The organism is Saccharospirillaceae bacterium, assembly GCA_022448365.1.
GTDB lineage: Bacteria > Pseudomonadota > Gammaproteobacteria > Pseudomonadales > Oceanobacteraceae > Bacterioplanoides.
Genome location: JAKVCS010000003.1, coordinates 515414 through 534774 on the forward strand (window position 1 = coordinate 515414; position 19361 = coordinate 534774).

At 49.1% G+C, this 19361-nt stretch carries 15 protein-coding genes; 3 read left to right on the forward strand and 12 right to left on the reverse strand.

Translation table 11 applies throughout. The features are described 5' to 3' along the window. The 8 genes from sucC to sdhC form a co-directional block, all read right to left on the reverse strand. A complete protein-coding gene (gene sucC, locus MK185_06020) occupies positions 1–1164 on the reverse strand; it encodes an ADP-forming succinate--CoA ligase subunit beta (protein MCH2040172.1) in 1164 nt (387 codons plus the stop codon). A gap of 139 nt (positions 1165–1303) precedes the next feature. Beyond that, a complete protein-coding gene (lpdA, locus tag MK185_06025; GenBank protein MCH2040173.1) occupies positions 1304–2746 on the reverse strand; it encodes a dihydrolipoyl dehydrogenase in 1443 nt (480 codons plus the stop codon). 25 nt (positions 2747–2771) lie between these two features. Next, positions 2772–3998, reverse strand: coding sequence for a 2-oxoglutarate dehydrogenase complex dihydrolipoyllysine-residue succinyltransferase (odhB, locus tag MK185_06030; GenBank protein ID MCH2040174.1), 1227 nt, complete (start codon positions 3996–3998; stop codon positions 2772–2774). Positions 3999–4024: 26 nt separating this feature from the next. Beyond that, positions 4025–6862, reverse strand: coding sequence for a 2-oxoglutarate dehydrogenase E1 component (locus MK185_06035; GenBank protein ID MCH2040175.1), 2838 nt, complete (start codon positions 6860–6862; stop codon positions 4025–4027). 274 nt (positions 6863–7136) lie between these two features. After that, entirely contained in the window at positions 7137–7847 is a 711-nt protein-coding gene (locus tag MK185_06040) for a succinate dehydrogenase iron-sulfur subunit (GenBank protein ID MCH2040176.1), read from the reverse strand. Between the two features lie 14 nt (positions 7848–7861). Continuing rightward, complete coding sequence (sdhA, locus tag MK185_06045; protein MCH2040177.1) at positions 7862–9634, reverse strand: succinate dehydrogenase flavoprotein subunit; 1773 nt, start codon at positions 9632–9634, stop codon at positions 7862–7864. A 3-nt stretch (positions 9635–9637) separates the two neighbouring features. Further along, on the reverse strand, positions 9638–9985 hold the full coding sequence (sdhD, locus tag MK185_06050) for a succinate dehydrogenase, hydrophobic membrane anchor protein (protein MCH2040178.1): 348 nt from the start codon (positions 9983–9985) through the stop codon (positions 9638–9640). After that, positions 9979–10353 (reverse strand): succinate dehydrogenase, cytochrome b556 subunit, encoded by a 375-nt coding sequence (gene sdhC, locus MK185_06055; protein ID MCH2040179.1) that lies wholly within the window; start codon positions 10351–10353, stop codon positions 9979–9981. The genes sdhD and sdhC overlap by 7 nt, the downstream gene beginning before the upstream one ends. Before the next feature lie 356 nt (positions 10354–10709). On the opposite strand from sdhC, the gene gltA reads away from it, so the two are divergent. Both gltA and MK185_06065 read left to right on the forward strand, forming a co-directional pair. Next, the gene (gene gltA, locus MK185_06060; GenBank protein ID MCH2040180.1) at positions 10710–11990 is read left to right on the forward strand and encodes a citrate synthase; all 1281 of its coding nucleotides are present in this window, start codon (positions 10710–10712) and stop codon (positions 11988–11990) included. Between the two features lie 276 nt (positions 11991–12266). After that, entirely contained in the window at positions 12267–12848 is a 582-nt protein-coding gene (locus tag MK185_06065; protein MCH2040181.1) for a hypothetical protein, read from the forward strand. On the opposite strand, the gene MK185_06070 is transcribed toward MK185_06065, so the two are convergent. Further along, the gene (locus MK185_06070) at positions 12845–13654 is read right to left on the reverse strand and encodes an MOSC N-terminal beta barrel domain-containing protein (GenBank protein ID MCH2040182.1); all 810 of its coding nucleotides are present in this window, start codon (positions 13652–13654) and stop codon (positions 12845–12847) included. The genes MK185_06065 and MK185_06070 overlap by 4 nt on opposite strands. 47 nt (positions 13655–13701) lie before the next feature. Beyond that, a complete protein-coding gene (locus tag MK185_06075) occupies positions 13702–14649 on the reverse strand; it encodes a chemotaxis protein CheV (GenBank protein MCH2040183.1) in 948 nt (315 codons plus the stop codon). Positions 14650–14751: 102 nt separating this feature from the next. Between MK185_06075 and MK185_06080 the strand changes: the two genes are divergently transcribed. Further along, on the forward strand, positions 14752–15990 hold the full coding sequence (locus MK185_06080; protein ID MCH2040184.1) for an HDOD domain-containing protein: 1239 nt from the start codon (positions 14752–14754) through the stop codon (positions 15988–15990). 21 nt (positions 15991–16011) lie between these two features. Here MK185_06080 and MK185_06085 read toward each other — a convergent pair whose 3' ends face one another. Together MK185_06085 and MK185_06090 are read right to left on the reverse strand one after the other, a co-directional pair. Next, positions 16012–17571 carry an FGGY-family carbohydrate kinase gene (locus MK185_06085; GenBank protein MCH2040185.1) on the reverse strand — a complete coding sequence of 520 codons (1560 nt, stop codon included), beginning with the start codon at positions 17569–17571 and terminating at the stop codon, positions 16012–16014. Between the two features lie 79 nt (positions 17572–17650). Then, on the reverse strand, positions 17651–19246 hold the full coding sequence (locus MK185_06090) for a glycerol-3-phosphate dehydrogenase/oxidase (protein ID MCH2040186.1): 1596 nt from the start codon (positions 19244–19246) through the stop codon (positions 17651–17653). Between the last annotated feature and the right edge of the window lie 115 nt (positions 19247–19361).

The window sequence follows — 19361 nt, forward strand, 5'->3', positions numbered from 1 at the left end:
TTAGTTCCCCGCTGCCTTAACTGCTTGCTCAGCAGCGTCAGTCAAACTTGTTGCTGCGATGATATCCAGACCAGATTCAGACAGAACCTGCTTACCCAGATCAGCGTTAGTACCTTCCAGGCGAACTACCACAGGAACGTTCACACCGACTTCTTTAACCGCGCCGATAATACCTTCTGCGATCATGTCACAACGTACAATACCGCCGAAGATGTTCACCAGAACACACTTCACTTTTTCGTCAGACAGGATCAGTTTAAAGGCATGAGCAACACGCTCTTTGGTTGCACCGCCACCAACGTCCAGGAAGTTAGCCGGGAAACCGCCGTGCAGAGCAACGATATCCATCGTACCCATCGCCAGACCAGCACCGTTAACCATGCAGCCGATGTTGCCATCAAGCGCTACGTAGTTCAGGTCCCACTCAGCAGCTTCGGCTTCACGAGCATCTTCCTGAGAAGGATCGTTCATCGCTGCTACTTCTTTCTGACGGTACAGAGAGTTACCATCAACGCCCAGTTTAGCGTCCAGACAGTGCAGATCACCGTCTTCTTTGATCACCAGCGGGTTGATCTCGATCAGGGCCAAGTCTTTGTCCTGGAACAGTTGCGCCAGTCCCATGAAGATCTTGGTAAACTGCTTGACCTGATCACCGGTTAAACCCAGCTTGAAAGCCAGCTCACGCCCCTGATAAGGCTGCGCACCGGTCAATGGATCGATTTCAGCCTTGAGGATCTTCTCTGGCGTTTCTTCCGCAACTTTTTCAATCTCCACGCCACCTTCAGTCGATGCCATGAAAACTACGCGGCGCGTTGCACGATCAACAACCGCACCCAGATACAGCTCATCAGCGATATCAGTGAGGCTTTCTACCAGAATACGACTAACAGGCTGGCCGTTTTCATCAGTCTGATAAGTAACCAGATTTTTGCCTAACCAGTTTTCCGCAAACGCCTTAATTTCTTCGCGTGAAGAAACCAGCTTAACACCGCCCGCTTTACCGCGGCCTCCGGCATGCACCTGGGCTTTAACAACCCATTTTTCCCCGCCGATCTCGTCAGCTGCCGCTACAGCTTCTTCCGCAGTCTTAGCTGCCACGCCTTTCGACACCGGCAAACCGTACTGCGCAAAAAGCTGTTTACCCTGATATTCGTGAAGGTTCATCGCTTTCGTCCTGTTTTTATATATGCCGGGGATTTCCCAGCAGCTACTGTTAACTGAATATCCGATTGTGTCGGTAATGCCTGCTTAAGCTCAGCGTCATTCAGCCATAAAGCAAGGCCCGGAATTCCGGGCCATTACATTATTTCTTCTTAGGTCTGCGATTCGCTTTGTGAATCGCAGCATTGTTAACTGCCAAAGCAGCTTCATGCACGGCTTCTGAGATGCTTGGGTGCGAGAACACCATCATGCCGACATCTTCTGCGGTAGACCCGAACTCCATTGCCACCACAATTTGCTGCACCAGATCACCGGCGTTAGGGCCGATTACGCTAGCGCCAAGAATACGATCAGTCTCTGCATCCGCAACGATTTTTACAAAACCGTCAGTATCTGCTGCGGCCATAGCACGCCCATTGGCAGCAAACGGGAACATACCTACGTTGTAAGCTTCGCCGTCAGCTTTCAATTCATCTTCTGTCTTACCAGTCCAGGCGATTTCAGGGTGAGTGTAGATCACCGAAGGGATGACATCATAATTAAGCTGAGCCTTGTGACCGGCAATACGCTCAGCCACCATAACACCTTCTTCAGAAGCTTTGTGTGCCAACATCGGACCACGAACAACATCACCAACCGCGTAGACTCCGGGTGCATCAGTTGCACAGTGCTCATTCACAAAAATGAAGCCACGTTCATCCATATTTACACCGCTGTCGCCAGCCAGCAGGCCTTCGGTGTATGGACGACGACCGACCGCAACGATAAGTTTATCGAAGGTCTCAGATTTTTCACCTTCGCTGTCCTGATAGGTTACCGTGACTTCTTCGCCCTTAACCTCGGACCCCGTCACACGAGCACCGACACGGATATCCATACCCTGCTTGGTAAACAGTTTCTTAGCTTCTTTAGCCACTGTCTGATCGACCAGGTGCAAGAAGTTATCCTGAGCCTCAAGGACCACTACTTCGGCTCCTAAACGGCCCCAAACACTGCCCAACTCGAGACCAATGACACCTGCACCGATCACACCCAGACGTTTCGGCACTTCAGAGAATTCCAGTGCACCTGTGGAATCGACGATAATATCGTCTGTCTTGGGTGCAGGCGGGATATCGACAGGCACAGAACCAGTGGCAATGATGATGTTGTCTGCATCAATGGTCTCAGTTGCACCAGCATGATTGGTAAACTCAACTTTTTTACCGGCCATAACTTTGCCGGTACCCTCTAAGGGCGTAACACCATTCGCTTTGAATAAAGTAGCAACGCCCATGGTCAGATTCTTTACGATCTGATCTTTACGCTTCAGCATATCGGCAATGTTAATACTCACATCACCCGTGCTGATGCCATGCAAAGAGAACTTTTCTTTTGCTTCTTCGTATTTATGAGAGGTATCCAGTAACGCTTTAGACGGAATACAACCCACATTCAAACAAGTACCACCAAAGACAGCCTTGCCTTCTTTATTAATCCACTTGTCGATACATGCGGTTTCCAGACCCAACTGGCCACAGCGGATAGCAGCCACATAACCGGCAGGACCACCACCGATAACGACAACATCAAATTTCTTGCTCATTCGAAAATTTCCTTAAACTATCCGATTAAATGTCTAACAACAGGCGAGCCGGATCTTCCAGCAATTCCTTGATGGTTACCAGAAATTGCACTGCTTCCTTACCGTCAATCATACGGTGGTCGTAGGACAGCGCCAGATACATCATGGGTAGGATAACTACTTCACCATTAACCGCCATCGGACGTTCCTGAATCTTATGCATTCCCATAATGGCGGTTTGCGGTGGATTCAGAATCGGAGTCGACATCAGAGAGCCGAAGGTGCCCCCGTTTGAAATCGTGAAGGTACCCCCCTGCATTTCATCGATACCCAACTTACCGTCTCGGGCGCGTGCTCCGAAATCAGCAATAGTACTCTCAACCTCCGCTAAGCCCATACCGTCAGTATCGCGTAAAATCGGAACTACCAGACCACGATCAGTAGAAACAGCAACGCCAATGTCCTGATAACCGTGGTAAACCATGTCGTTACCATCAATTGATGCGTTAACCGCAGGGAATCGCTTAAGCGCTTCCGTCGCGGCCTTCACAAAGAATGACATAAAGCCCAGCTTCACATCATGTTTCTTGGCGAACTGATCTTTATACTTGTTGCGCAGCTCCATAATCGGCTTCATGTTAACTTCATTGTACGTTGTTAACATGGCAGCGTTTTGCTGGGCTTCAACCAGACGACGTGCAATTGTTGCGCGCAGACGCGTCATCGGTACACGTTTTTCCACTCGCTCACCGGCATCAAAGCTGACCGCACCCGCGTTAGCAGGTGCAGGTTTGGCTGCCGCAGGTGCAGGTGCTGGAGCAGTCGTTGGTGCTACAGCTGGCGCTGCTTTCAGGTGATTTTGTACGTCTTCTTTAGTAACACGGCCACCTTTGCCAGTGCCTTTAACGTCAGCCAGACTAATGCCTTTTTCGTCAGCCAGCTTGCGTGCTGCCGGACCGGCGATTGCATCTTCATTGCCGTCATTGGTGCTTTCTTCAACCGCCTTTTCCGCAGTCGGGGCAGCCGCAGCGACGTCACCTTCAACAAATACCGCCAATACTTCATCACTCAGTACAACGTCACCCTCTTCTTTCATAATATTTTTAAGAGAGCCGGCAGCTGGCGCCAATACTTCCAAAACGACCTTATCGGTCTCAATATCCACAATTAATTCATCACGCTGGATCGCCTCGCCTGGCTTCTTATGCCAGGTCGCCACTGTGCCATCGGCTACAGATTCAGGAAAAGTGGGGGCCTTAATTTCGATGCTCATTGATATTTTCCTTAGTGTTCCTGCGTTTAACCCTGAAGCCCTAATGCGTCACGGATCAATTGTTCTTGTTGCTCCAGGTGGAGCGCCATATAACCAGCAGCTGGTGAAGCCGAAGCGTCACGACCTGCATATTCGAGGTGTAATTTATTATCGATTGCCGCAACTGCGCGGCGCATGTGGTGCTGACTGCTGTACCAGGCTCCCATGTTCATAGGCTCTTCCTGTACCCAGTAAACTTCTTCCATCTGAGTGAACTTTTTCAGAACCTCGCCAAGATCATCGGCCGGGAATGGGTACAGCTGTTCTATACGCACAATAGCGACATCTTCAATGCCTTCCGCCCGACGTCGTTCAAGCAAGTCGTAATAGACTTTACCGGAACACATCACTACGCGACGCACTTTAGCCGGTTCCAGCTCATCGATCTCGTCCAGCACCGTCTGGAAGTGCCCTTCAGCCAGCTCTTCCAGCGTACTGGTAGCCAGCTTGTGACGTAATAGACTCTTCGGCGACATAACCACCAAAGGCTTACGCAGCGGGCGAATTACCTGGCGTCGCAACATGTGATAAACCTGCGCGGGTGTCGATGGTACGCAAATTTGAACATTGTGCTCAGCACACAGCTGCAGGTAGCGCTCCAAGCGAGCAGACGAATGCTCAGGGCCCTGCCCCTCATAACCGTGAGGGAGCAACATCGTCAAACCACATAAGCGACTCCATTTGTGCTCCCCTGAGGAGATAAACTGGTCAAATACCACCTGAGCTCCGTTAGCGAAGTCACCAAACTGTGCTTCCCAAATAACCAGTGCACCTGGAGTGGTTGTCGCGTAACCGTATTCAAATGCCAATACCGCTTCTTCCGACAAGGTAGAGTCATAAAGATCGAAAGCAGGTTGCTCATCTTTGAGGTTACGCAATGGAATGTAAGCTTCGCCATCTTTTTGGTTATGCAGCACAGCATGGCGGTGCGAGAAGGTACCACGACCAACATCCTGACCTGTCATACGAACCTGGTGCCCCTCATCCAACAGAGTGGCATAGGCCATAGTCTCTGCGAAGCCCCAGTTGATTGGCATAGCGCCCGCTGCCATCTTACGTCGATCTTCGAGTATTTTGCTGACCTGACGCTGAACAGCAAAGCCGTCCGGCACTTCGAGTTGTTTATTGGCCAGTTCCTGCAGCCGCTTCAGATCAAACGAGGTGTCCGCTTTCGCAGTCCACTCGTGACCCAGGTATGGAGTCCAGTCAACAAAAAGTTCTTCATTGGGTTCCTTCACCAGACTTTTGGCAACATGCAGGCCACTGTCTAATGCATTACGGTATTCTTCCTCCAGGTCCTTCGATTGAGCCTGATCAAGAACACCTTCACCAATCAATTTGGTTGCGTACAAATCGCGAGTGGTTTTTTGCGACTTGATGATCGAGTACATCAGTGGCTGGGTGCCAGACGGCTCATCGGCTTCGTTATGACCACGACGTCGATAACAAACCAAATCAATCACGATGTCTTTTTTGAACTCATTGCGATAATCGACCGCCAACTGAGTCACAAACAATACCGCTTCAGGATCATCGCCATTGACGTGCAGAATAGGCGCCTCAACGATTTTGGCAACATCCGTACAATATTCAGTCGAACGGTTATCATCACGACGAGAGGTTGTGAACCCGACCTGATTATTAATCACGATGTGTATCGTACCGCCGGTTTTGTATGCCCGTGTCTGAGATAGCTGGAAGGTCTCCATGACCACACCCTGACCGGCAAAAGCCGAGTCACCGTGAATAAGAACCGGAACCACCTTTTCTCCGGTTTCATCATCACGACGATCCTGACGCGCACGAACAGAACCTTCAACCACCGGAGAAACAATCTCCAGATGGGACGGGTTAAATGCCAGCGCCAGGTGAACCTCGCCACCCGAGGTCATCACATTCGAGGAAAAACCCTGGTGATACTTAACGTCGCCGTGTGATTCAAATTGCGCTTTGCCATCGAATTCATCAAACAGGTCGGAAGTTTTCTTACCAAGCGTGTTGATCAGAGTATTCAATCGTCCACGGTGCGCCATACCAATAACAATTTCTTTAGCACCGTAAGTACCAGAACGCTGAATCAGCTCGTCCATTAGAGGAATTAAACTTTCACCGCCTTCAAGACCAAAACGTTTAACGCCCGGATAACGCGAACCAAGATATTTCTCCAGCCCCTCTCCCGCGGTCAGACGCTCAAGTAAGTGCAGCTTGACTTCATCGCCGAACTTAGGATGTGCGCGAACACTTTCCAGACGCTGTTGAAACCAGCGTTGCTCCGCAGTATTTACGATGTGCATATATTCAGATCCAACCGTACCGCAGTAGGTTGCGTCTAATGCATCCACAATTTCTTGTAAACTGGATTCTTCTTGCCCGATAAATAATGAACCAGTCTGAAACGTTGTATCCATATCTGCCTGGGACAACCCGTGAAAAGACAGATCAAGATCAGGGACCACTTCGCGCTCCATTATGCCCAAAGGGTCTAATTTTGCGTGCTGGTGACCACGGCCACGATAAGCATTGATTAACTGGAGTACCTGAACCTGTTTGCGCTCAAAATCTGAACTGACTGCCGCCTGCGAAGTGGGGCGTGAACGGTTCTGGTTTTTTGATAAAAGAAGAAACTGTTCCCGAATGGGCTTGTGAGGAGTATCGACGGAAGTATTCTCGTCGACTCGTGGAAGCTGATCAAAATAGCTGCGCCACTCTTCTGGCACTTCATTGGGATCACGAAGATACGTCTCAAAGAGCTCTTCCACGTAAGCAACATTGCCACCTGCCAACTGCGAGGTGTTCCAAAGTTGCTCCATTGTCTGCTCGTGCATGTTGTACGACCACCCTGTTTTTATTTAATACGAGGGGTTCATCTACAGAGTGCACGCACCGACATTACGCTTTAGGGGCAAATGGAGGGCCAACCGGGTATGGTTGAGAAGCCTCTGAGTTGAATCGGGGATTCCCCGTTCCCTCAACTAACGATATAGCTTAGTTAAAAATAGCGCTTTTTGGGCGCCATTTTTGAAAAAATGTTAACGTAAGCGAGCTGTATGTCCAGCTCAACTTACGTCTAATACCACATGGTCGGTCTGTGGTAATGCCTTACAGCTGCTGGCTCAGCAGCATATTACGGATGTGACCAATAGCCCTGGTAGGGTTCAGACCTTTCGGGCATACATTGACACAATTCATGATCCCACGGCAACGAAAAACGCTGAATGGATCACTCAATCCTGCCAATCGCTCCTCGGTTTTAGTATCGCGACTGTCCGCCAGGAAACGATAAGCCTGCAATAAGCCAGAAGGACCAATGAATTTATCCGGATTCCACCAGAAAGAAGGACAAGCGGTAGAGCAACATGCACACAGAATACACTCGTACAGGCCGTCCAGCTTCTCACGCTCTTCTGGAGACTGAAGCCGTTCAATAGCAGGAGCTGGTTTATCATTCTGAAGGAATGGCTGAACCTTCTCGAACTGCTGATAGAACATGCTCATGTCGATGACCATGTCACGAATAACCGGCAGACCAGGCAGAGGACGCAGCACCAGCTTATCCATCTTACCTTTGGTCGCTTCGGAGATCGGAGTGATACATGCCAGGCCATTTTTGCCGTTGATGCTCATACCATCAGAACCACACACACCTTCACGACAAGAACGACGGTAGGCAACAGTTGGATCCTGCTCTTTCACCAAAGCCAACACATCCAGAATCATTACGTCTTTATTACCAGGAACAGTAATATCGTAATCCTGCATGTATGGCGCTTCATCTTTTTCTGGATTGTAGCGATAAATACTAACTAACACGGTTCTACTCCCTATTAATAAGTACGGACTTTCGGTGGGAATGCGGCAACTGTCTTAGGAGCAAAGTTGACGTCACGTTTACCGATTGTCTTGGTTTCAGGGAAATACAGAGAGTGGCATAACCAGTTCTCATCATCACGCTCGGTAAAGTCATTACGGGCGTGAGCGCCACGGGACTCCTTACGAGTCAGGGCTGCTACAGCAGTTGCATAAGCTGTTTCGAACAGATTATCCAGCTCCAGAGCTTCGATACGAGCCGTGTTAAACGGTCCACTCTTATCATCAAGAGCAGTATTTTTAACTCGCTCACCGATCTCATTGAGCATTTCCAAGCCTTTCTCCATGCTGTCGCCTTCGCGGAATACGCCGAAGTACAGCTGCATGGTTTTTTGCAAATCAGCACGAACCTGCGCTACTTTCTCACCGGAAGAAGCATTGTTCAGACGATCCAGACGAGCCATGGCACGCTCAATGTCTTCGTCAGTCGGGTCGACAAAATCGAAACCTTCAGCGAAACTCTGCTCAACTTGCAGACCCACAGCACGACCAAAGACCACCAGGTCAAGCAGCGAGTTACCACCCAAACGGTTTGCACCGTGCACCGATACACAAGCGATTTCACCTGCGGCATAAAGGCCTTCAATAACAACGTCGTTGCCATTTTCGTCCTGAGTAAGAGCCTGACCACCAATATTCGTCGGAACACCACCCATCATGTAGTGACACGTCGGAACAACAGGAATAGGCACTTTAACCGGATCTGCCTGTGCAAAGGTGCGAGACAGCTCAAGAATACCTGGCAATTTAGCATTCAGGGTTTCTTCGCCGAGGTGGTCCAACTTCAGGAATACATGGTCTGCATCTTCGCCACAGCCACGACCTTCGAGAATCTCCAGAACCATGGAACGGGCAACAACGTCTCGACCAGCAAGATCTTTCGCGTTTGGCGCATAACGCTCCATGAAGCGTTCGCCGTCTTTGTTGATCAGGTAGCCACCCTCACCACGACAACCTTCAGTTACCAATACACCGGCACCGGCAATACCGGTTGGGTGGAATTGCCACATTTCCATGTCCTGCATTGGCACACCAGCACGCAACGCCATACCAACACCGTCACCAGTGTTAATAAGTGCGTTAGTAGTAGACTGATAAATCCGACCAGCACCGCCGGTAGCAAGAACAGTTGCCTTAGCTTTAATGTATACAGTTTCACCCGATTCAAGATCGATCGCGATGACACCAGCAACCTGACCCTTAGCGTTTTTCACTAAGTCTACGGCGTACCATTCGTTGAGGAACGTAGTACCACCTTTCAAGTTACCCTGATATAAGGCGTGAAGCAGAGCGTGACCCGTTCGGTCAGCAGCAGCGCAGGTACGGGCAGCCTGAGTTGGATTATCAGGACCCTTAGACTGACCACCGAAAGGACGCTGATAAATACGACCGTTCTCGAAACGAGAGAAAGGCAAACCCATGTGTTCCAGTTCAAATACAGCCTGTGGGCCTACAGAACACATATACTCAATCGCGTCCTGGTCCCCGATGTAGTCAGAACCTTTTACCGTGTCGTACATATGCCAACGCCAATCATCATTTGGGTCAGCAGAAGCGATTGCGCAAGTGATACCACCTTGCGCTGATACCGTGTGAGAACGGGTTGGGAAAACCTTTGTCACACAGGCAGTCTTAATGCCAGCTTCAGTTAACTGCAGTGCAGCACGCATGCCTGCACCACCACCACCGATTACGATGGCATCGAAGGACATAGTCTTAATTTTTGACATGACTTACACACCCCAAAGAATGTCGATACCCCAAACCAGGTACACAAACAACGCGCTTGCACACACCAGCTGGAAAGCAAAACGAATACCGGCTGCTTTCAGGTAATCAGTTGAAACAGTCCACATACCTACCCAGGCGTGGCCACACAGAGAAATCAGAGCTGCGAGCGAGAAAACCTTCATCCAGGTTTGTGCGAACAGACCTTCCCACTGTGCAAACTGTAAGTCAGGCGAAGCAATTAAAAAGCCCAGCAAAAACAGAGTATAAAGGGCCAGTGCGACAGCAGTTAATCGCTGCACCACCCAATCGTACAGACCACTGCGGCCTAAGTTAGTGACACTTGCTACCATACCCAAACTCCCGCAAGAACGATTACGATCAATCCAGCTACCAAAGTAATCATGGCACCAGTACGACCGCCTTCTTTGGTTTCACCAATTCCCATATCCATCAACAGGTGCTTGACACCTGCTACCAAGTGGTAGCCCAATGCGGACACAATGCCCCAGGCGATGAATTTAACCAGACCATTATCGAAGCCAGCTTTTAGTTCAGCGAAGCTTTCAGCAGATTCCAATGAAGCACCCAGCGCAGTCAGCATAAATGCTACGGCAACAAAAAGGATGACTCCCGAAATACGATGCAGGATAGAGGCTTTGGCAGGAAGTGGGAGCTCAATAGTGGTCAGATCTAGATTTGTAGGTCTATTGCTATTCACGGCTCTTCTACACTCTCATTTTGGCTTAAGCTCAGGACGGCATCCCGGCATAAACACAGGCTTAAGAAATACAACCCGAACACTGTACAAGTTCTGTATAAGTTTCAGGTTGGGACAAATTATAGTCTCGCCCCACCCGATTTACAAACCCGGACGACTCATTAGGTGCGACAAACCGCCTCGGTAATAATACTCAGCGATGGTATAGCAACTATACTGGAGCGCTCTTGGAGTAGTAGCGCGACCGCTGGGTAATTGACAAACCAAGTTCAGAACCTATAGTTGTGCCCTTTATTTTGAGGTCACGCCTGATTCCCTTGGAAAAAGGCTAAAATTTGAACAAGCAGGAGGCCAGCATGGCTGACAAAAAAGCAACATTGAAAGTTGATGGCATTGAGGAAAACCTAGAACTGCCGGTATATGAAGGCACACTGGGACCTGATGTCGTTGACGTTCGTAGTCTGACTGGCAAAGGCCTGTTCACCTATGACCCAGGTTTCGTATCTACCGCTGCCACCGAGTCTAAAATCACGTTTATCGATGGCGGCAAAGGTGTTCTGCTGCATCGCGGCTATCCAATTGATCAATTGGCAGAAAAGTCCGATTATTTGGAAACCTGCTACCTGCTACTCCACGGAGAACTGCCTAGCGCAGAAGAAAAAGAAGTTTTTGTTAGCACCATTAAGAACCACACCATGGTTCATGAGCAACTCAGCCACTTCTTTAATGGCTTCCGTCGCGATGCCCACCCAATGGCGATCATGTGCGGCGTTGTTGGTGCACTTTCTGCCTTCTATCACGATTCAACCGATATCTCGAACGAATCACACCGCATGATCTCGGCTCACCGCCTGATCGCTAAAATGCCAACGTTGGCGGCAATGGTTTACAAGTACAGCATTGGCCAGCCGTTCATGTTCCCGCGTAATGACCTGAGCTACTCAGAGAACTTCTTGCACATGATGTTCAATACCCCATGTGAAGATAAAGAAGTGAGCCCTGTACTGGCGAAAGCAATGGATCGCATCTTCCTGCTGCACGCCGACCATGAGCAAAACGCGTCTACTTCGACGGTACGCCTGGCCGGCTCTACGGGTGCAAATCCATTCGCTTGTATCGCTTCTGGTATCGCTGCACTTTGGGGCCCAGCTCACGGCGGTGCCAACGAAGCAGTACTTAACATGCTTAACGAAATAGGCGATGAGTCCAACATCGATAAATTTATCGAAAAAGCTAAAGACAAGAACGATCCGTTCCGTCTGATGGGTTTTGGTCACCGCGTATACAAGAACTTCGATCCACGCGCTAAAGTTATGAAACAAACGTGTGACGAAGTACTGGCTGAGCTGGGTATGGAGAACGATCCTCTGCTGAAGATCGCTATGAAGCTTGAGAAAATTGCTACCGAAGATGAGTACTTCGTCAAACGTGGCCTGTACCCGAACGTAGACTTCTATTCCGGTATTATTCTGAAAGCGATTGGCATCCCAACCGAGATGTTTACTGTTATCTTTGCAACGGGCCGAACACCTGGCTGGATAGCACACTGGAACGAAATGATCAGCAGCGATTACCGCATCGGTCGCCCACGCCAGCTTTACACTGGCCACCAGAAGCGTGACTACCCGGAAAAGTAAGAAAGCTTCATCTTTTCTGAAAAAACCGCCAATTTGGCGGTTTTTTTATGCCTCTTATTTATTGAAAAACACCGTTTGGCAACCCCCAAACCCCTGTGCCGCCACATGTCGCAACCGGCGTATTCATCCAATGCTCCGGCGCCGGTCACATACTGGATTTATTCTCGGCACCTAAAATCTGCAAATACCTAAATGAATAATCACGCCACTGGAAATGAGGCTCGCACTTACCCGACGATCATCTATGCTAAAGGCAGTCAATTGGGAAAGAGACGTATGAGTTTTGCACAACGCCACACTCTGGGTGGAACCTCGGTAGCGGCTCAGGGTGAGCCAGACTGGAGCCAGATCAGTGAAACACTTGCAATGCTGGCATTAGCAATTGCTCAAATTGACACCTCCCTGCAGGAAGGCAATCAGTCAGTGAGTCAGTTGACTGAGAACTTTACCGCAATGGCTGACAACACTCATAAAATTTTGGAAATCAGCCAGAACGGCAATGATTCAAGTCCCACCCAGATTCAGGGAATTGCCAATGAGATAAATAGTGAGATCCAGCAAGCGGTAATTGCATTCCAGTTTTATGATCGCCTAACACAGCGCCTTGAACATGTAGGTGACAGCCTGGAGCGCATGGGCCACCTGATGAATGACGCAACACAGCGTTACCATATCGAGTCTTGGCGCTCACTGCAGAGTCACATCAAGGGCAACTACACCATGGAGGCCGAACGCATTATGTTCGAGCACATTATGGCTGGTCACTCCGTTGCCGAGGCACTGGAAATTTACCGTCACCATTTCGAACAAGGCCAGGATGAATCGTTCGGAACAGATGATGAAATAGAGCTGTTTTAAACCGCTGTTAACGTGTCTCCAACACGGATTTCTGCCAAGCCGTGATCAATCCCGTTTTGTCCAAATATAATTTTTCCATCTACACGACAATGCTGTTTCAGCGCTTCCAGCACATCCGCCTCACGTTGCTGAGTTTCCAGGTCACGAGTCGGAATAACGCAGCGCTCACAAGGCTTTACTAATTCCACCCGACCTTCAGCACATTCAATTGCTTGCCATTTAAGCTCAGAAAAAGCGGCAAAATCTCCAGCGACCAGCACATTAGGGCGAAACCGTTCTATCGCGATCTCACGGCCTACCTGTGCCGAGATATAATCGATGCTGGCCTGGGTAGTCACCAACAACGGATAGCCGTCAGCAAAGCCAACAAATCGACCAGGCTTTGCCCGCTTTAAACTCACCTGACGCTGACTCCCCTCTTGCAACATAACCAGGCGGCAAGGCTTACCAAGCAACGACGACAGCCACTCAGCCGCGACATCACCACAATCTGTTGCAGCCAACGAATCCTTCCAGACGGTTACGGTTAGCTCAATGTTATCCAACGCAGTCAGCGATATATGCAGAGGACTAACATCTCCGGCCGACAACGTCAGCGTTTCAATCTTATGGGAGTCAGCAACTGTCAGAGAAGGCCTTATAAATGCCATTTGAGGCAGCTGTCGTTGAGTTAAGAATCTACCCTCAGGGCTGACCACCATAAAACGACGATCCCCGACCGGGCCGTATTGGTCAAAATGCAGTCGATCGACTTCAACTGGCGCGCAGGATTTGACAGGATAAATAAACAGCCGGGAAATATGCATAATAGCCTCATATACAGTTCAGGCCATTATGCCATAAGGAAGGATCGTTATTCTAAGGGCGGCATCTTCAACTTTTCACGCATCAGACGTTGAACTTCTTTTGCCATAATTTCGGGCGCGAATTTCGACAAGAAACCATTACAACCGACCTTATCCACCATGGCTCTGTTGAAATTACCCGACAAAGATGTGTGCAAAATAATAAAGGTATCTTTCAGCTCCGGATCTCGACGAATTTCAGTAGTCAGCATATAGCCATCCATCTCTGGCATCTCTGCATCCGTAATAATCATCACCAGTTCATCGTTGATATCCCAGCCTTCTTCCTTCCAGTGCGTTAGCAATTGGTAGGCTTCAAGACCATTATTGGCTTGAATGACGTTCAGTCCCATCGGATCAAGTACTGATCTCATCTGCTGAAGTGCCACAGAAGAATCGTCGACAATAAGAATCTTCTTACCTTTAATACGCGCCAATAATTCCTGATCATAAACATCCTCAGACAGCTGCATATTGTAAGGTGCTATTTCAGCAAGCACTTTCTCAACATCGATAATTTCTACAATCCGGTCGTCAATCCGGGTAATCGCCGTTAAATAATGCTGTCGCCCAGCTCCACCCGGAGGCGGAAGTATTTCGTTCCAGTTCATATTAACAATACGATCAACGCCACCCACCAAGAAAGCCTGCACCGTCATGTTGTATTCGGTCACAATAATCGTGGCGTCCTCATCTGGAGTACGGAGCGGTCCCATCTGAATAGCGTTACGCAAATCAACCACAGGCACTGTTTGACCGCGCAAATGCGTTACACCACGAACCACCGGATGGCGATCCGGGATTTCAGTCAGCGGCGGTAAGCGCATTACCTCCTGTACCTTGAATACGTTAATCGCAAACTGCTGTGATCCACCCAGATGAAACAACAACAATTCAAGCCGGTTTTGTCCTACCAACTTGGTACGGGCGTCAACCGCACTCAGAACACCGCTCATATTACACTCCAATAACCTTTCTTTAACAAAGTGTAGCCAAGCTCATCAAAAACGCATGGAAATAGCGGCTACACTATCAGCAGGTTTACAGAGAATAATAAGATGTCTGATATCGGTCTGCCGCTACTGGCGCGACAACCCATCCTGGATCTCAACCTGCAGGTAATTGGCTACGAGCTTCTGTGCCGTCCTCATCCCCGCGATGACGCCAGCTGGCAGGAAAGTCAGGGTGACCACGCTACCAGTGAAGTCATGATCGGTGCCTACCAGGAACTTGGATTCGAGAAAGTAACAGGTGGATTACCCGCTTTCGTAAACTTCACCCGCAACTGGCTTTTTAATCCGCCGGTGGTCTCCAGCAATATGCTGGTCGCTGAGGTGCTTGAATACGTATCAGCCGATGAGGATACGATCCAGGCAATAGAGCGGCTAAGGCGGATGAATTATCAGGTTGCACTGGATGACTTTACCGCGGAGCCCAACCAGATTCGCTTATTGCCTTATGTAGACATAGTAAAGGTCGATATATTGCGCCTGCCGGATATTCAACAATTATTTCCAATGATTAAGTCCTATCAGCGCCCATGGCTGACATGGCTGGCAGAAAAAGTAGAAAGCCCCGAAGAGTACGAGGTCTGCAGAGAGGCTGGATGCACCCTGTTTCAGGGCTATTTTTTCGCGAAACCAACCATTATGTACGGCAGGCGCTTGCCCGATAATAAAATATCAGTCCTTCAGCTTCTCAAACAATTGAACAACCCAGATGCCGAAATTGCTGATATAACGAAAACCCTGCAGACCGAACCACAACTGAGCTTTCGACTGCTGCAGCTGGTCAATTCAGCCGCCGTTGCCTGTGCGACAGAGGTCACCTCCATTCAACAGGCATTGATGCTGGTTGGACTGGATAAAATTAAAACCTGGGCAATCGTATTATCACTTGGACAGCTGTCAGAAAAACCCGAAGTATTGCGCGAGCAAGCTGTTCTGCGCGGCTTTCTGACGCAAGAGCTGGCGACCAGACAAACAGCTCTCGACTGCAATACCGCGTTCACTCTTGGCTTATTCTCGTTGCTGGATGCATTTCTCGACATATCAATGGAGGAGGTATGCGAGCGCTTGAAGTTACCAACTGAGCTGAGCAACGCTCTTATCTGTCATCAAGGAAAATACGGACAGATTCTCAACTTGGTGGAAGAAATGGAGCGAGCGAACTGGGAAAGCGCCAGCTTTAAGCAATTGGACGAATTGAAACTGGAGGTCGGCGATATTACCCACAGTTATCAGAGTGCCCTTCATGCCACGCGCGACCTGATGTTATCGACGAAAAATCAGGCTTAACGCCTGATTTTTATCACTCCGCTACTTAGGATAGCCTGTGATTTCTCGGATAGATTGGTACAGAGGCTTCATGCGTGTGTACATCTTTTGATACACCTCTTTATAGAGGCGGTCGTACAACTTAACCGTTGGCAAATGAGGCTCAAACACATCCCCCTTATGGGTCATATTATCAATCGCACTGCGGTAGTCCGGGTAAATACCCAGACCAACGGCACAATTAATAGCTGCCCCAAGGCCAGATGCCTCAAACGTATGCGGACGCTCCGCTGGCATACCGAAAATATCAGCCGTTAACTGCATTGCAGCATCTGACTGAGAGCCACCACCTGACACGCGTAAACGAGTGATCGGAGTGCGACTGCGTTTTTCGATCTGTTCTTTACCCTGGCGTAACTCGTAAGCCAGCCCCTCAAGAATGGCACGATAAATATGAGCACGCTTGTGAACATCACCAAAACCAATCAGGGAGCCCTTGCCTTCCGGGCCTGGCTGGCGAACCCCCGGTGACCAATAAGGCTGCATCATCAGTCCCATCGAACCGGCAGGTACCTGATTCAGTAAATCATCGAATAACTGCTCAGCCTCAAGACCCATTTCCTTGGCTTTCCGTTGCTCATAATGAGCAAATTCTTCCTTAAACCAGCTCACCATCCAAAAGCCTCGATACACCATCATCTCGGTATTGTAGTGTCCGGGAATCGCGGCAGTATAAGGTGGGATAAACGGAATCGTTTCGATGTATTTAGGCGTCGTGGTATTAATGGTTGCAGTGGTTCCGTAACTTAAACAACCGATGTGTGGGTCGGAGCCACCAGCGCCTAATACTTCACAGGCTTTATCAGATGCTGCTGCGATCATCGGCAGACCAGCAGGTAGTCCCGTTACTTCAGCAGCAGCCGCCGAGATATGCCCCAATGTTTCGCCTGGCTTAACCAAATCCGGCATCATTTCACGACGGGCAGCCAGCAACTTCCATTTCAGATCTGATTTTTTCGCCCAATCCTGACGTTTATAATCGTAAGGTAAATATCCAACAATCGAACCTGCAGAGTCTTTTAGCTCACCGGTTAACTGCAGCGTTAAATAACCCGACAAATTGACATAATGCTTCGTCTTCTGCCAAACCTCTGGTTCGTTCTGAAGCAACCAATTACAGCGCGCCTTTGATCGCAGCTCATCAATCAGGTTACTGAGACCAAGCATTTTAATGGCAAACCCCAGAGGGCCAGATAAGGGTTTTTCTGGCTCAGCTTTGCGCTGATCCATCCAAACGATAGCCGGACGCAATGGCTTTTTATGTTCATCAAGGTTAATCATGGTATAGCGCTGAGTCGTCAGTGAGACACCACGAACCTGTTCCGGCTTAACCGTTCCTTTTGCCCAGAAATTCTCGAACGCCTTCGTCAGCGACTGCCAATAATATTCTGCATCCTGCTCTGCCCACCCTGGATTTTCTGAGACATAAGCTTCCAGATTAACTTTGCTTTTGGCAACTTCATTACCATTCAGATCGAATGCCAATACCCGAACACTCTGAGTTCCGTTATCAATGGATAATAAATAAGGCTGATCGCTCACAAAGCTTTCCTTTGAATATTATTGTATTTTTTTACGGCAACCTGAAAACAGTGCTCAGGTTACCGAGTACTGCACTAACTCAGGCCGGAATGCCGTAGTGCTTATCCCAGATTGACTGATAACGAAGCTTTTCTTCAGCCCATTGTTGTTCGGTCCAACCTAATTCTTCGGCACAGATTGCACGGATTTTATCTTCAAAAATTAATCCACCCTGTTCGATCAACAAACCAATTCGGGTACGACGCAATAATAAATCATCCAAATGAACAACCGCTTCATTTGCAGCAGCCCAACGTAATTCTGCCCATACAGCACGAGCACCCGGAATGACCTCCATCTCGCCATCTCGTGCACACATCAGCAATGCGTCAATATCCATTCCATAGTGACCCTTAAGGCGCTTCTGTATATAAGACGGTAATGCAGCAAACTGTTTTAATGTAGGCTCATGCTTGGTAAAGATTTGCGCACCAAATTCGCCATCATTGTAGTTTTTGATGTATTTTTTTGCGGTGTTTAATGCGTCCAGTGCAATTAAGCGAAACGTCGTTAATTTACCACCAGAAACGGATACCAGGCCGTTGTCATCCCACACACTGTGATCGCGCTTTTCTTTGGATGGATTCAGAGCACCAGAGGAAACCAACGGTCGCACCCCAGCCCAGCTGGAAATAATATCATCCTCTTTCAGATCCGCTTTAGGAAACTGATGGCGTGCCACCTTTAATAAATATTCGAGTTCCTCACGGGTCATACTGGCTTCGGTGTTATCGATGCCGTTGTTATCCAGATCCGTAGTCCCAACAACGGTTCGACCTTCCCAGGGGAAAATGAAAATCGGACGCTTGTCTTCCGGGTGCATCGCTGTATAAGACTGAGAAACCGGCAGGCGCCAGTAAGGAACCACAATATGAGAGCCACGTGCCGGGCGAATATTTTTTTCATCGGTCATTTCGGCGCGTAGTTCATCTGCCCATGCACCGGTAGCGTTAATAACAGCATCCGATTTAACATCGTAGGTTTCACCGGTTAGGGCGTCTTCCAGCACAGCACCAACAACGCGATCACCGTCCTTCAACAGACTTTTTACACCCACGTAGTTGATCGCTTCTGCACCGTCCTTTTGTGCCTCACGCAATACGCGCACCACTAAACGGGAATCATCCGTTACAGCATCGGCAAACTGTGTGCCACCAATCAGATTATTGTCATTGATGTTCGGACTTAAAAATCCAACATTGTCCGTTGTGAAAAACTTGCGATAGCGACGACCGGCAAAAAAATCATAAACGCGCAGAAGCGTATTGAAAACAAATGGTCCCGGAAAGCCACCTTTATAGTGCGCCATCATATACGCCATCTGATCCACCAAACCCGGCGCCTCGACCATTAGCCGCTCGCGTTCCTGGACCGAATGCATGGTCGTTTTTACATCACCGGCAGCGATGTAACGTAAACCGCCGTGAACCATTTTCGAGGACCGACTTGAAGTTCCCCAGGCAAAATCCTGACGCTCCAACAAAAGGGTTTTTAGACCTCGACGGGCCGCTTCACGAGCAATTCCGGCACCGGTAATACCGCCACCGGCGATGATCACATCCCAATGCTGAGATTCATTTTTCAGACTGTTTAACAGGCGATCTCGGTTACCTGCCTGCCATGCTTCTTGCCACATATTCGATTTCATTCCTGTTTCACAAAGTAGCCCGGCACTGGAAATTCCAGGCCGGGCTGTGATAACGCATTAAGCCACATCATCTGTCTTAGCAGATTTAAACCGATGCCACCGC